Source organism: Mycolicibacterium agri, from assembly GCF_002553505.1.
Classification (GTDB): domain Bacteria; phylum Actinomycetota; class Actinomycetes; order Mycobacteriales; family Mycobacteriaceae; genus Mycobacterium; species Mycobacterium agri.
Genome location: NZ_PDCP01000056.1, coordinates 1 through 13,730, shown reverse-complemented (window position 1 = coordinate 13,730; position 13,730 = coordinate 1). Strand labels below are relative to the sequence as shown.

Sequence of the window (13,730 nt, the reverse complement as noted above, 5' to 3'; positions counted from 1 at the left end):
GCGATTTGGGCGCGCTAAAGCGCGCGTAGCGCCGGTTAGCGCGCCGAAATCGCGGCTTACGGGAAGCGCTTGAAGCAGCGCTCCTCGTCACCGAGCACGCCGTTGCGGAAGGCGTCCATGCGGGAGAAGCCCGACGGCACCGTGTCACCGTTGACGTCGCTGGCCGCCAACCCGTTGGTGAGCAGGCCCGACACCGCCTCGTCGAGGTCGCCTGCGGTCAGCGCGATGGTGTTGCCGTCCGACGTGGTGACGGCCTCGGTCATCTTCGTCGTCGCCACCCCGGTCAGGCATGCCGTGCGCAGGGCGGCCTCGGCGTTGTCGAGGGCAACGCCGCCGCGTTCGTGCTGCAGCGCCAGCATGTAGCGCGACACCAGGATCGAGTACGCCGTGTTGTCGCCGGCGATCACGCCGATGGCCTCGGCCTGCGCCGACTGCTTGCCCATTTCCTCGAGGTCTTCCAGATCGACGGCAATTGTGTTGGTGGCCGGACAGTAGGACACCGGCGGGCTGGGCCTGGCGTCGGGGCAGTCGGCCGCCATTGAGGCATCGAAGCTGAGCGTCGGCGGGTCGGCGGGAGCGAACAGCGTGTCGAGGGCGTCGACGACGGCGTTCACCGACTCCTCGCTGACCGGCCACTCGCCGGTCTGGTCGCGCTGCAGTTCGACCGGCAGGTCGCCGCGGCGCTGGATGATCTCCTTCTCGTCGATCGCCGCGCACGACTTCGCGCCGTCGGTGAAACCGAACTGAAACGCGGTGATCCGTTCGAACGCCGAACCGTGTTCGTCGGCGCCGGGCGCGAACTCGTCCTCGCTGAGCACCGGGTCACGGAACGAAATCACCGCCGCCAGAAGGCTGTTCAGCCCGTCGCCGGTGCTCAGTGTGAAACGCGGCGAGTTGCCCTCGGCCACCCACCGCATGTAGGCGCCCGCGAAGCAGTCGGCCTGCTGCTCGACGACGAGGGTGGGCGTGTCCTTCTCGTTGATCCTCGCCTGGTGGTGAATGGCATGGCCGTATTCGTGGGCCAGCACGTTGGCCACCGCGATGTCGCCGAAGGAGTCGCGCAGCCCCGGAAGCAGCTCACTGCGATCCCAGCCGATCGTGTGGTCGAGGAAGCAGTAGCCGGCGTTCACCAGCGCGTAGGTGAACGCGCCGCAGAACTCCGAATTCTCCAAGCCGCTGGCGTCCCAGGAGATCAACTCCTTCACCCGCATGAAGTAGTCGTCGAACGTCTCCGGATACGTGATCTCCCAGTAGTCTTCGATGTCGCTGATCGCCGCGGCTGCCAGCTCGTCGATCTCGCTGCCGTCGGTGTTCTCGACCTCGCGGGTCGGCGGCTCGGCGTCCGGGCGAAGCCCGGTCGGCCCGTCCACCGCAGGCATGCCGGCAACCTTGAACGGATCGTCGAAGACCGACACCGGCTGACCCGTCACGGTGGTGGCGCACGACGCGACGAGCAGCATGACGCAGGCGGCGAACACGGGGCCGGTGATCGGTCGTCGGCTCATTGGCGGCGCCTTTCCGCATCGTCGGGTGGCCGAGATGACGGCGCCCTAGAAACGTGCTGTCAGGATAATGCGGCGTCGGCTGTGCGGAGCCGTTCCAGCGCTTGCCGCACCCGGACCGGGTCGGTCGTGGCCCAGAACGGCGGCAGCGACGCGCGCAGATACCCGCCGTAACGCGCGGTGGCCATGCGGGAGTCGAGCACGGCGACCACGCCGCGGTCATCCGAGCGGCGCAACAGCCTGCCGGCGCCCTGGGCCAGCAACAGCGCCGCGTGGCTGGCGGCGACGGCCATGAAGCCGTTGCCGCCTCTGGCCGCCACCGCGCGCTGGCGCGCCGACAGCAGCGGATCATCCGGGCGGGGGAACGGAATTCGGTCGATCAACACCAGCGACAGCGACGGTCCGGGCACATCGACGCCCTGCCACAGCGACAGCGTGCCGAACAGCGACGTCGACGGGTCGTCGGCGAACTGCTTCACCAGCGCCGACGTCGCGTCGTCACCCTGGCACAGCACCGGTGTGTCCAACCGCTCCCGCATGATCTCGGCGGCCGCCTTTGCGGCGCGCATCGACGAGAACAAGCCGAGCGTGCGCCCGCCCGCCGCGGTGATCAGCGCCTCGATCTCGTCGAGTTGCTCAGCCGAGCCGGTGCCGTCGCGGCCGGGCGGGGGCAGATGCGCTGCCACGTAGAGGATTCCGGCCTTGGCGTGCTCGAACGGCGATCCCACGTCGATGCATTCCCAGGCCGGCTTCTCCTCGCCGCTGGTGAGGCCCCACGCCGCGGCCATCGCGTCGAATGTGCCGCCCACGGTCAGCGTCGCCGAAGTCAGCACCGTGGTCGCGTGCTCAAACAGCCTGCCGCGCAACAGCCCTGCCACCGAAAGCGGCGCAACTCGCATGACGGCTCTGATACTCCCGCCCCCGCCTCCGCTCTTTGTGCCCCTCGCGTGCGCCCCGTCCTCATGGTCGAGCCACACCACATCGTCGCGGTCGGGTATCGCGGGCACGAACGAGGCCACGATGCGCGAGGCCGTGTCGCTGATGTCGGTCAGCGCGGTCACCGCTTCGGCGCGCGCGGAGGCGGCCTTCGGGTCGGACGGCGACAGGTCGATCGCCGAGCGCGCCTTGCTCGCGGCATCGCGCAGCGCGGTCAGGTAGGTCGTCATCTCGTCATCGAGGTGGTCGATGCGCCCAGGCGTCGCGTCGTGAATCGCCGACACGAACGTCGCCGTCGCAGCCTCCAACCGTTGCGCCAGTTCGGGTTCCACGAGTCGTGCGGCGCGCCGGGTGGCGGCGCCGAGTATCGCGTTGGACAGTTCGGCGGTGGCCACGCCGGTGACCCGGTCGACGAGATCGTGCGCCTCGTCGACCACCAGCAGTCGATGCTCGGGCAGCACGGCGGCATCGGAGATGGCATCGATGGCCAGCAGCGCGTGGTTGGTGACGACGACGTCGGCCTGCCCGGCGACGTCACGGGCCTTCTCGGCGAAGCAGTCGGTTCCGAACGGGCAGCGCGCCGCGCCGATGCACTCCCTGGCCGAGACGCTGACCTGCGCCCAGGACCGGTCGGGCACACCGGGTGTCAGTTCGTCGCGGTCGCCGGTCTCGGTGTCCGACGACCATGCGGTCAGACGCTGCACGTCGCGGCCGAGCGCGGTGGTCGCCGCCGCGTCGAACAATTCGTCCTGCGGGCGGTCATCCGGCTCGGCCGCGCCGTTGTGAATCTTGTTCAGGCACAGGTAGTTTCCGCGTCCCTTGAGCAGGGCGAACCTCGGCCGCCGCGGAAGTTGTTGTTCCAGCGAATCAGCGAGGGCGGGCAGATCGCGGTCGACGAGCTGACGTTGCAGCGCGATGGTGGCCGTCGATACCACCACCGGCTCGTCGGTGGCGACGGCACGCGCGATCGCAGGCACCAGATACGCGAGCGACTTGCCGGTGCCGGTGCCCGCCTGCACGGCCAGGTGCTCGCCGGCGTCGAAGGCGTGCGCGACGGCCTCGGCCATGCGGACCTGACCGCTGCGCTTGCTGCCGCCCAACGCGGCGACCGCGGTGGCCAGCAGTTCGGTGACCGAAGCTGCTTCGGGCGTAGCTCCTCCTATGCGCCTCGATGGGCGGGCGGGATCATCCTGGTCGGGATCACCGGCTCGCCGTGCGACAGTTTCAGGCCGTCCCACGGCAGGCTGTGCAGCCCGTCGACCACCCGTTGGCGGGCCTTTTCCAGATCGTCGTCCGCCACGACCTCGCCGTTGATCACGAGCGGGACGGTCAGCTCGCGGGCGACGAGGTGGTCCGATTCTCCGACGGGCCCTGCCGCGGGATAGACAACCTCCTCCACGATGGTGCCCGAGGGTTTGGCCAGCCGCAGCGCCTTTTTCCTGCCGCCGTGCGACTCCTTGCGCAGGCTGCGCTTCTCCACCGGCATCCCGTCGACCTCGACCAGCTTGTAGACCATGCTCGCGGTCGGCGCGCCGGACCCCGTGACCACGGAGGTGCCGACGCCGTAGCTGTCGACGGGCTCGGCGCGCAGCCCCGCGATGGCGTACTCGTCGAGGTCACCCGACACCACGATGCGCGTCTTGGTGGCGCCGAGCTTGTCGAGTTGCAGGCGCACCTGCCGGGCCAGCACCCCGAGGTCACCCGAGTCGATGCGGACCGCGCCGAGTTCGGGCCCGGCCACCTCGACGGCATTGGCGACGCCGGTGGTGATGTCGTATGTGTCAACGAGCAGGGTGGTCCCGACGCCCAGCGCGTCGACCTGCGCACGGAATGCCGCCTTCTCCCACTCCGAGGTCTTGGACGCCTCCGGGTCATCGGTCGGGCCGTTCGCCGACACATGCAGCAGCGTGAACGCGTGCGCGCTGGTACCCATGGCAGGCACGCCGTATCGGCGCTGTGCTTCCAGGTTCGAGGTGCCGGTGAAGCCGGCGATATAAGCGGCCCGTGCGGCGGCGACGGCAGCGTGCTCATGCGTGCGCCGTGAGCCCATCTCGATCAGCGTGCGGCCGTCGGCCACGCTGGCCATCCTCGCCGCTGCCGACGCGATCGCGGTGTCATGGTTGAAGATCGACAGCGCCAACGTCTCCAGGATCACGCACTCGCCGAACGTGCCGTGCACCGACAGCACCGGAGAGCCGGGGAAGTACAGCTCGCCCTCCGCGTAGCCGTCGACGTCACCGCGGAAGCGGTAGTCCGAAAGGTAGGACAGCGTCCGGTCGTCGAGGAAGTCCGACAGCGACGCCAGATCGGCGTCGTCGAAGGTGAAGTCCGCCAACGCTTCCAAGAAGCGCCCGGTGCCGGCGACGACGCCGTAGCGCCTGCCGTCGGGCAGCCGGCGTGCGAACAACTCGAAAGTGGTCCGCCGCGCCGCCGTTCCGTCGCGCAGCGCCGCCGCAAGCATCGTCAGCTCGTATTTGTCGGTCAGCAACGCGGCCGTCACACAGCAACCGTAACCGGTCTCGTGCCCGGTTAGCGCACCGCTATTCTGGGCACATGGTTACCCCAGCGAAGGCCCGGCCGGGAACTCGCGAGGAACAGCATGTCGAGACCACCGAGGACACCGATGCCCCGTGGGTGACCATCGTCTGGGATGACCCCGTCAATCTCATGACGTATGTGACGTATGTCTTCCAGAAGTTGTTCGGTTACAGCGAGCCGCACGCCACCAAGCTGATGCTGCAGGTGCACAACGAGGGCAAGGCGGTGGTGTCGGCGGGCAGCCGAGACGCGATGGAAGTCGACGTCTCGAAACTGCATGCCGCGGGGCTGTGGGCGACCATGCAACAAGACCGCTAGAACATCGGAGCCGGGACGCAATAGTGCGAAAGTGGAAGCGGGTCGACACCGCAGACGGCCCGCGATTTCGGTCCGCCTTGGCATCACACGAGGCGGCGCTGTTGGAGAGCCTGGTGACATCGATGCTCGGCATGCTCGACGACCGCGAATCCTCGTCGCCGGCAGATGAACTCGAAGAAATCACGGGATTGAAGACGGGCCATACGCGGCCGCCGGAAGACGAGACGATGCGACGGCTGCTGCCCGACTTCTACCGGCCGCAGCACGACCATCCGGCCGGCTCGGGCACCGCGGAAAGCCTCAACAGCGCGCTGCGCAGCCTGCACGAGCCGGAGATCATTGAGGCCAAACGCGAAGCGGCGCAACGGTTGTTGAAGACTCTGCCGGTCGGTGGCGGCCGCTTCGAGCTGACCGAGGACGACGCCCATGCGTGGGCGGCCGCGGTCAACGACGTGCGGCTGGCCCTTGGCACCATGCTCGAGATCGGGCCAGATGGTCCCGATCGACTGCCGCCCGACCATCCGATGGCCGGCCACTTCGACGTGTACCAGTGGCTGACGGTGCTGCAGGAGTACCTGGTGCTGGGGTTGATGGACAAGAAATGAGCGCTGGTTCGATCACCGATGTCGGCGGCATCCGCGTCGGCCAATACCACCGGCTCGACCCCGACGTGACGCTCGGCTCCGGCTGGGCTTCCGGCACGACCGTCGTGCTGACCCCGCCGGGCACGGTCGGGGCGGTCGACGGCCGCGGCGGCGCGCCGGGCACCCGGGAAACCGACCTGCTTGACCCGATCAACTCCGTGCGCCACGTCGACGCGGTGGTGCTCACCGGCGGCAGCGCCTACGGGCTCGCCGCCGCCGACGGCGTCATGGCCTGGCTCGAGGAACGCGAGCGCGGTGTCGCGCTGCCAGGGGGAGTGGTGCCGATCGTGCCCGCCGCGGTGGTCTTCGACCTGCCCGTCGGCGGATGGGCCTGCAGGCCGACGGCCGAGTTCGGCTACGCCGCTGCCGACAGCGCTGGCGAGGACGTCGCGCTGGGCACCGTCGGCGCAGGCACCGGCGCGCGGGTCGGCGTGCTCAAGGGCGGCGTCGGCACCGCCTCGGTCACCCTCGACCACATCGGCGTCACGGTCGGGGCCGTCGTCGTCGTCAACGCCGCCGGAGAGGCCGTCGACCCCAGGACCGGACTGCCCTGGCAAGCCGACCTGATCGCCGAATTCGGGCTGGTGCCGCCGCCGGCCGAGCAGATCGCGGCCTATGCCGCGCGGCACACCGAACTCAGCCCCCTGAACACCACCATCGCTGTCGTCGCCACCGATGCGGCGCTGAGCCCGGCAGGCTGCCGCCGCGTCGCCGTGGCTGCTCACGACGGCCTGGCCCGCACCCTGCGGCCGTCCCACACCCCCCTCGACGGCGACACCGTCTTCGCGCTGGCCACGGGCGCGGTCGAGGTGCCGCCCAACCCCGAGACGCCCGCATCGATGACACCGGAGGTGCCGCTGATCACCGCCGTCGGCGCGGCAGCGGCCGATGTGCTGGCCCGCGCGGTCGTCGTCGGGATGCTTGCGGCAGAGTCGGTAGCAGGAATACCGGCTTACCGGGACATGTTGCCCGGAGCGTTCGCAGGAAAGGAATAACCGTGCTGGTGATACGCGCCGACCTCGTCGACGCCATGGTCGCGCACGCCCGCGCCGACCATCCCGACGAGGCGTGCGGGGTGCTGGCCGGGCCGGAGGGGTCCGACCGTCCCGAGCGGCACATCCCGATGCTCAACGCCGAGCGGTCGCCGACGTTCTACCGCTTCGACTCGATGGAGCAGCTTCGGGTGTGGCGCGAGATGGACGCCGCCGACGAGGTGCCCGTGGTGATCTACCACTCGCACACCGCGACGGAGGCCTACCCGAGCCGCACCGATATCTCGTATGCGTCCGAGCCGGACGCGCACTACGTGTTGGTGTCGACGCGCGACCCCGACGAGCACGAGCTGCGCAGCTACCGCATCGTCGACGGCGTCGTCACCGAGGAACCCGTCAAGATCGTCGAAAAGTATTGAACCGGAACTCGAATAGGACGTATCAGGAAGGCCCAGACATGACCGTTACCGTTTCCGTGCCCACGATTCTGCGCAGCCACACCGGCGGCCAGAAGCGCGTCACCGCGTCGGGCAACACATTGCAGGCCGTGATCAGCGACCTCGAGGCGAACTACTCCGGCATCTCCGAGCGTCTCGTCGAGAACGGCAAGTTGCACCGCTTCGTCAACATCTACGTCAACGACGAGGATGTGCGGTTCTCCGGCGGGCTGGACACCGAGATCTCCGACGGCGACTCGGTGACCATCCTGCCCGCCGTGGCAGGCGGCGCTCGTTGACGCGGTACGACTCACTGCTGGAGGCGCTGGGCGACACTCCGCTGGTCGGCCTGCGCCGGCTGTCGCCGCGCTGGGATGACGGCCCGACGGCCAGCCGCACGTTCGGCTGTGGGCCAAGCTCGAGGACCGCAATCCGACGGGCTCGATCAAGGACCGGCCCGCGCTGCGGATGATCGAGGACGCCGAACGCAGCGGGCTGCTGCGGCCCGGTGCGACGATCCTCGAGCCGACCAGCGGCAACACCGGCATCTCGCTGGCGATGGCGGCGCTGCTCAAGGGCTACACGATGATCTGCGTGATGCCGGAGAACACCTCGATCGAGCGCCGTCAGCTGCTCGAGCTCTACGGCGCGCAGATCATCTTTTCGCCGGCCGAGGGCGGGTCCAACACCGCGGTCGCCCACGCCAAGGCGCTGGCCGCCGAGCACCCCGACTGGGTGATGCTCTACCAGTACGGCAACCCGTCCAACAGCGACGCGCACTACGACGGGACCGGCCCGGAACTGTTGGCCGACCTGCCGGAGATCACCCACTTCGTCGCGGGCCTCGGCACCACCGGCACGCTGATGGGCACCGGCCGCTACCTGCGTGAGCACGTGCCCGACGTGCAGATCGTCGCCGCCGAACCCCGCTACGGCGAGGGCGTCTACGCGCTGCGCAACATCGACGAGGGATTCATCCCCGAGCTGTACGACGAAACCGTGCTGACCACACGGTTCTCGGTCGGTTCGTTCGACGCGATCAAACGCACCCGCGAACTCGTGCAGATCGAAGGCATCTTCGCCGGCATCTCGACAGGCGCGGTGCTGCACGCCGCCCTCGGCGTCGCGGCCAAAGCCATGAAGGCCGACCAGCGCGCCGACATCGCGTTCGTCGTCGCCGACGCCGGCTGGAAGTATCTGTCGACCGGTGCCTACGCCGGTAGCCTTGACGAAGCGGAAGACGCTTTGGAAGGGCAATTGTGGGCGTAGGCGGACCCGGGTATGCCACCCACCCGAAACCGAAGAAGCGGCCGGCGTGGGTGGTCGGCGGAGTCACCATCGTCAGTTTCGTCGTGCTGCTCTGGCTCATCGAGCTGTGGGACAACCTGACGAATCACCGGCTCGACTCCAACGGCATCCGACCGCTGGAAACCGACGGCCTGTGGGGCATCCTGTTCGCCCCGCTGCTGCACTCCAACTGGGACCACCTGATCGCCAATACCGTCCCGGCGCTGGTCCTGGGCTTTCTGGTGACGCTGGCCGGGCTGTCGCGGTTCATCTTCGCCACCGCGATCATCTGGATCCTCGGCGGCTTCGGCACCTGGCTGATCGGCAATATCGGCGCGCACTGTCCGTATATCAACGTGCGCTGCGAGGCCAACCACATCGGCGCCTCCGGCTTGATCTTCGGCTGGCTGGCGTTTCTCATCGTGTTCGGGTTCTTCACCCGCAAGGCGTGGCAGATCGCCGTCGGCGTCGTGGTGTTGTTCATCTACGGCGGCGTCCTGCTGGGCGTGCTGCCCGGTACCCCCGGCGTGTCGTGGCAGGGCCACCTGTGCGGCGCGGTCGCAGGCATCGTCGCCGCGTACGTGTTGTCGGGCCCGGAACGCAAGGCAAGGCAGCGTCGCCGAACGACGCTGGCGAACCCGTATCTGACGCCGTGACGACCGCCATGGCGCCTGTCGGAATCTTCGATTCCGGCGTCGGCGGACTCACCGTCGCGCGCGCGATCATCGATCAGCTGCCCGACGAGGACATCGTCTACGTCGGCGACACCGGCAACGGTCCGTACGGGCCCTTGACGATCCCCGAGATCCGCGCGCACGCGTTGGCGATCGGCGACGACCTCGTCTCGCGCGGCGTCAAAGCGCTGGTGATCGCCTGCAACAGCGCGTCATCGGCATGCCTGCGCGATGCCCGCGAGCGCTACGCGCCGGTGCCCGTCGTCGAGGTGATCCTGCCCGCCGTGCGCCGCGCGGTCGCCACCACCCGCAACGGCCGCATCGGGGTGATCGGCACCAAGGCGACCATCACGTCAGGCGCCTACCAGGACGCGTTCGCCGCCGCCCGCGACATCGAGGTCACCGGGGTGGCGTGTCCACGGTTCGTCGACTTCGTCGAGCGCGGTGTCACGAGCGGAAGGCAGGTGCTCGGACTGGCCGAGGGTTACCTCGAACCGCTGCAGCGCGCCGACGTCGACACGCTGGTGCTGGGTTGCACCCACTACCCGATGCTGAGCGGGCTGATCCAGCTGGCGATGGGCGACCACGTTACGTTGGTGTCCAGCGCCGAGGAAACGGCCAAGGACTTGCTGCGGGTGCTCACCGAACTCGATCTGCTTCGCCCGCATGACGCACCGCCTGCGCGTCGGGTGTTCGAAGCGACCGGCGACCCGGAGGCGTTCACCGGGCTGGCCGCGCGCTTTCTCGGGCCGGCACTCGACGGTGTCAGACCTGTTCAGCGTCACGTTGGCGCACAAAGATGACGTTCGTCGCCCAATGCGCTGATGTTTTCGTCATCGAGATGGTGGGCATGGCAAGCTAGTGAATGTGCGAATCACCGTACTCGGTTGCTCCGGCAGTGTCGTCGGGCCTGATTCGCCAGCGTCTGGCTACCTATTGACGGCGCCAGACACCCCTCCCTTGGTCATTGATTTCGGCGGTGGTGTGCTCGGCGCGCTGCAGCGTCACGCCGACCCGAACTCCGTGCACGTGTTGTTGTCGCATCTGCACGCAGACCACTGCCTTGACCTTCCCGGCTTGTTCGTGTGGCGCCGCTATCACCCGTCGCCCGCCCAACAGCGCGGATTGATGTACGGACCGAAGAAGACGTGGGCTCGACTCGGTGCGGCCTCGTCGCCGGAGGGCGCCGAAATCGATGATTTCAGCGACATTTTCGAGATTCGGCACTGGGTGGACCGGCAGCCTGTGCAGATCGGCGCGCTGACCGTCGAACCGCGACTGGTATGTCATCCGACTGAGTCCTACGGGTTGCGCATCACCGATCCGTCCGGTGCGACGTTCGTCTACAGCGGCGACACCGGTGCCTGCGATTCGCTTGTCGATCTGGCGCGCGGGGCCGATGTGTTTCTCTGCGAGGCGTCGTGGACGCACGACCCGTCGCGCCCGCCGAATCTTCATCTGTCGGGCACGGAGGCCGGCCAGGCCGCGGCCCGAGCGGGTGTCGCCGAACTTTTGCTGACACACATTCCGCCGTGGACGTCCCGCGAGGACGTGATCAGCGAAGCGAAGGCGGAATTCGACGGACCCGTGCACGCTGTGGTGTCCGGGGAGTCGTTCCCCGTCACCCGGCATTGATGACGGTGGCACCGGCTAGGGTTGGCGGGTGTCCAGACGAGAAGACGGGCGGCTTGACGACGAGCTGCGGCCGGTGGTCATCACCCGCGGGTTCACCACTCTTCCCGCGGGTTCGGTTCTTGTGGAGTTCGGCCAGACGCGGGTGATGTGCACCGCGAGCGTCATCGAGGGGGTACCGCGCTGGCGTAAGGGTTCGGGTGAGGGCTGGTTGACGGCGGAGTACGCGATGCTGCCCGCGGCCACCCATGAGCGCTCCGACCGGGAGTCGGTGCGCGGCAGGCTGGGCGGGCGCACGCAGGAGATCAGCCGGTTGATCGGGCGGTCGCTGCGTGCCTGCATCGATCTGGCCGCGTTGGGGGAGAACACCATCGCGATCGACTGCGATGTGCTGCAGGCCGACGGCGGCACCCGCACCGCGGCGATCACCGGCGCGTATGTGGCGCTGTCCGACGCGGTGACGTGGCTGGCGGCCTGCGGCAAGCTCGCCGACCCGCGCCCGCTGTCGTGTGCGATCGCGGCGGTCAGCGTCGGCGTGGTCGACGGCCGGATCCGCGTCGACCTGCCGTACTCGGAGGACTCGCGCGCCGAGGTGGACATGAACGTCGTCGCCACCGACACCGGTACGCTGGTCGAGATCCAGGGCACCGGCGAAGGCGCCACCTTCCCGAGGTCGACGCTGGACAAGCTGCTGGATGCGGGGATGGCGGCGTGCGAGCAGCTGTTCGTCATCCAGCGCGAGGCGCTCGAGAAGCCGTATCCGGGTGTGCTGCCCGAGTCGGACGTGCCACCGAAGAAGGCGTTCGGCGCTGACTGAGCTACTGGTCGCCAGCCGCAACCTTAAGAAGCTGGCGGAACTGCGACGGGTGCTCGACGGTGCGGGGCTATCGGGCATCACGCTGCGCTCGCTCGACGACGTCGCGCCGTTCGACGAGGCGCCGGAGACCGGCGCGACGTTCGAGGAGAATGCGCTCGCCAAGGCGCGCGACGCGTTCCGCGCGACGGGTCTGGCCGCGGTGGCCGACGACTCCGGACTCGAGGTCGACGCGCTCAACGGCATGCCGGGGGTGTTGTCCGCGCGGTGGGCGGGCACCCACGGCGACGACGCGGCCAACACGGCGCTGCTGCTGGCGCAACTCCGCGACGTCGACGACCCCCGCCGTGGCGCCGCGTTCGTGTCGGCGTGCGCGCTGGTGTCGGCGAAGGGCGAGACGGTGGTGCGCGGCACCTGGCGGGGGAGCATCGCACGAGAACCGCGGGGCGACAACGGATTCGGCTACGACCCGGTGTTCGTGCCGGAGGGTTCACTGCGGACGGCCGCCGAGCTGACCGCGGAGGAGAAGGACGCCTCCTCGCACCGCGGGCGGGCGTTGGCGCAGCTGGTGCCCGCGCTGCGGGAGTTGGCTCAGGCGCAGGCGCGCTAAGCCCGTTAAAGGTCCCTAAAGGCTGCTAAAGGCCGTAGCGCTCCTTGATGTCCTTGGTCTGGAAGTGCTCGACGATGATGCCGACCAGCGGAATGGTGCCTGCCAGCAGCACGCCGATGGTCTTGGCGATGGGCCAGCGCACCTTCACCGCCAGGTTGGCGGTGAACAGCAGGTAGACGAAGTACACCCAGCCGTGTACGACCGCGATCCAGTTCAGGCCCTCGACGCCGTAGACGTACTTGGCGATCATCTCGTAGCACAGCAGGATCAGCCACAGGCCGGTCGTCCATGCCATCACGCGATAGCCGAGCAGCGCTTTGCGGATGGTCTCGGCGGGTGCGGTCGGGGCGGGCGTTTCGGTCACGATTCCCTGTCTTTCTTGGCGACGTCTTTCTTGACGAGGTCTTTCTTGGCGAGGTCTTGCTTCGCGAGGTCGGCAAGGTAGGCGTTGTACTCCCGCAGCGCGGGATCGTCGTCGGGCTGCGTCGTCGGCGTCCTCGGCGCTGGCCGTTCGGGCAGCAGCCCCGCGGGGATCTCGGTGACGGCGTCTCCGCGCTTCGGCTCCTGTGGGGCTTCCTCGTATCGGACGAACTTGTAGTAGGCATAGACGCAGAACCCGGCGAAGAATGGCCATTGCAGCGCGTAGCCCAGGTTCTGGAAGCTGCCCGAGGCGGACTCGTAGCGGGTCCACTGCCACCAGGCCAACGCCAGGCAGCCCGCGGCGGCGACGATCACCAGCGCGATAAGCGCTGGTCTCCTACGCCGTGTAGTGGACATGGCTCAACGGTACCGCGCGGGGCGTCGGCCCGACGATCGCGGCGGCGGTACGATCGGCAGGCTGCGGGCGTGGCGCAATTGGCTGACGCGCTGGATTTAGGTTCCAGTGTCCTAACGGACATGTGGGTTCGAGTCCCACCGCCCGCACCACTCAATTCAGCGTTTGAGACGCCCGTCGGTTGGCAAGATCAACCGCATGAGAACTGTCATTCGTCGCATCACGACCGCCGCCGCGGCCGGTCTGGCTCCGCTGGCGTTCGTCACCGTCATCTCACCCGCGGTCAGCTCGGCGGACTGCGAACCCGGCGTCGAGTGGTTTGATCCGCTCGCCAACGTGTGCCGTCCGACCGGCGCCCCGATGAAGAACTGCTTGCCGAACGGGTGGTGGGATCCGACCATCATGGACTGCCGTCCGTTCTAGCCGGCCCTATCCAAAAGTCCTAGCCGACACACCTTCACCGCGCGAGCAGACGCAAAGGTCCGCACTGTCCTGGGCGATTTCTGGGGGTGATTGCAACAGCCACCTTGTTGGAGGTTGTTGTGTATCTGAAGGCTTATCCCTGGATTAT

The 13,730-nt window shown here is 68.3% G+C and carries 16 protein-coding genes, 1 tRNA gene and 1 pseudogene; 13 read left to right on the top strand and 5 right to left on the bottom strand.

From position 1 onward, the window contains the following. Positions 1-56 precede the first annotated feature (56 nt). From CQY20_RS24075 to CQY20_RS24065, 3 genes are read right to left on the bottom strand one after another with little or no spacing between them, the layout of a single operon-like run. Positions 57-1,505: a neutral zinc metallopeptidase gene (locus tag CQY20_RS24075; protein WP_097942587.1), complete on the bottom strand. Its 1,449-nt coding sequence runs from the start codon at positions 1,503-1,505 to the stop codon at positions 57-59. Positions 1,506-1,564: 59 nt separating this feature from the next. Next, positions 1,565-3,601, bottom strand: a complete 2,037-nt coding sequence (locus CQY20_RS24070; RefSeq protein ID WP_097942608.1) for an ATP-dependent DNA helicase — start codon at positions 3,599-3,601, stop codon at positions 1,565-1,567. After that, positions 3,598-4,899: a nicotinate phosphoribosyltransferase gene (locus tag CQY20_RS24065; RefSeq protein ID WP_234816390.1), complete on the bottom strand. Its 1,302-nt coding sequence runs from the start codon at positions 4,897-4,899 to the stop codon at positions 3,598-3,600. The genes CQY20_RS24070 and CQY20_RS24065 overlap by 4 nt, the downstream gene beginning before the upstream one ends. 92 nt (positions 4,900-4,991) lie before the next feature. On the opposite strand from CQY20_RS24065, the gene clpS reads away from it, so the two are divergent. The 11 genes and pseudogenes from clpS (at position 4,992) to rdgB (ending at position 12,384) form a co-directional block, all read left to right on the top strand. Continuing rightward, positions 4,992-5,294 carry an ATP-dependent Clp protease adapter ClpS gene (clpS, locus tag CQY20_RS24060; protein ID WP_097942585.1) on the top strand — a complete coding sequence of 101 codons (303 nt, stop codon included), beginning with the start codon at positions 4,992-4,994 and terminating at the stop codon, positions 5,292-5,294. A 23-nt stretch (positions 5,295-5,317) separates the two neighbouring features. Next, a complete protein-coding gene (gene aosR, locus CQY20_RS24055) occupies positions 5,318-5,899 on the top strand; it encodes an oxidative stress transcriptional regulator AosR (protein WP_097942584.1) in 582 nt (193 codons plus the stop codon). Continuing rightward, the gene (locus CQY20_RS24050) at positions 5,896-6,933 is read left to right on the top strand and encodes a P1 family peptidase (protein WP_097942583.1); all 1,038 of its coding nucleotides are present in this window, start codon (positions 5,896-5,898) and stop codon (positions 6,931-6,933) included. Before aosR ends, CQY20_RS24050 begins: the two co-directional genes overlap by 4 nt. A 2-nt stretch (positions 6,934-6,935) precedes the next feature. Next, complete coding sequence (locus tag CQY20_RS24045) at positions 6,936-7,349, top strand: M67 family metallopeptidase (RefSeq protein WP_097942582.1); 414 nt, start codon at positions 6,936-6,938, stop codon at positions 7,347-7,349. Between the two features lie 38 nt (positions 7,350-7,387). Then, positions 7,388-7,666: a MoaD/ThiS family protein gene (locus CQY20_RS24040; protein WP_097942581.1), complete on the top strand. Its 279-nt coding sequence runs from the start codon at positions 7,388-7,390 to the stop codon at positions 7,664-7,666. Continuing rightward, a pseudogene (locus CQY20_RS24035) lies at positions 7,663-8,636 on the top strand (cysteine synthase). Before CQY20_RS24040 ends, CQY20_RS24035 begins: the two are co-directional and overlap by 4 nt. Next, a complete protein-coding gene (locus CQY20_RS24030; RefSeq protein ID WP_097942580.1) occupies positions 8,627-9,310 on the top strand; it encodes a rhomboid family intramembrane serine protease in 684 nt (227 codons plus the stop codon). Before CQY20_RS24035 ends, CQY20_RS24030 begins: the two are co-directional and overlap by 10 nt. An 8-nt stretch (positions 9,311-9,318) precedes the next feature. Continuing rightward, on the top strand, positions 9,319-10,131 hold the full coding sequence (gene murI, locus CQY20_RS24025) for a glutamate racemase (protein WP_097942607.1): 813 nt from the start codon (positions 9,319-9,321) through the stop codon (positions 10,129-10,131). A gap of 58 nt (positions 10,132-10,189) precedes the next feature. Further along, entirely contained in the window at positions 10,190-10,963 is a 774-nt protein-coding gene (locus CQY20_RS24020; RefSeq protein WP_097942579.1) for a cyclic nucleotide-degrading phosphodiesterase, read from the top strand. Between the two features lie 28 nt (positions 10,964-10,991). Next, positions 10,992-11,777, top strand: a complete 786-nt coding sequence (rph, locus tag CQY20_RS24015; RefSeq protein ID WP_097942578.1) for a ribonuclease PH — start codon at positions 10,992-10,994, stop codon at positions 11,775-11,777. Next, the gene (gene rdgB / locus CQY20_RS24010) at positions 11,770-12,384 is read left to right on the top strand and encodes an RdgB/HAM1 family non-canonical purine NTP pyrophosphatase (protein ID WP_097942606.1); all 615 of its coding nucleotides are present in this window, start codon (positions 11,770-11,772) and stop codon (positions 12,382-12,384) included. The genes rph and rdgB overlap by 8 nt, the downstream gene beginning before the upstream one ends. A gap of 25 nt (positions 12,385-12,409) precedes the next feature. On the opposite strand, the gene CQY20_RS24005 is transcribed toward rdgB, so the two are convergent. Together CQY20_RS24005 and CQY20_RS24000 are read right to left on the bottom strand one after the other, a co-directional pair. After that, complete coding sequence (locus tag CQY20_RS24005) at positions 12,410-12,679, bottom strand: DUF3817 domain-containing protein (protein WP_097942605.1); 270 nt, start codon at positions 12,677-12,679, stop codon at positions 12,410-12,412. A gap of 65 nt (positions 12,680-12,744) precedes the next feature. Then, positions 12,745-13,161 carry a hypothetical protein gene (locus CQY20_RS24000; RefSeq protein ID WP_097942577.1) on the bottom strand — a complete coding sequence of 139 codons (417 nt, stop codon included), beginning with the start codon at positions 13,159-13,161 and terminating at the stop codon, positions 12,745-12,747. A 63-nt stretch (positions 13,162-13,224) separates the two neighbouring features. On the opposite strand from CQY20_RS24000, the gene CQY20_RS23995 reads away from it, so the two are divergent. Both CQY20_RS23995 and CQY20_RS23990 read left to right on the top strand, forming a co-directional pair. Next, positions 13,225-13,311 (top strand) — tRNA-Leu (locus CQY20_RS23995). 46 nt (positions 13,312-13,357) lie between these two features. Next, the gene (locus CQY20_RS23990) at positions 13,358-13,582 is read left to right on the top strand and encodes a hypothetical protein (protein WP_097942576.1); all 225 of its coding nucleotides are present in this window, start codon (positions 13,358-13,360) and stop codon (positions 13,580-13,582) included. The last annotated feature ends 148 nt before the right edge of the window (positions 13,583-13,730 follow it).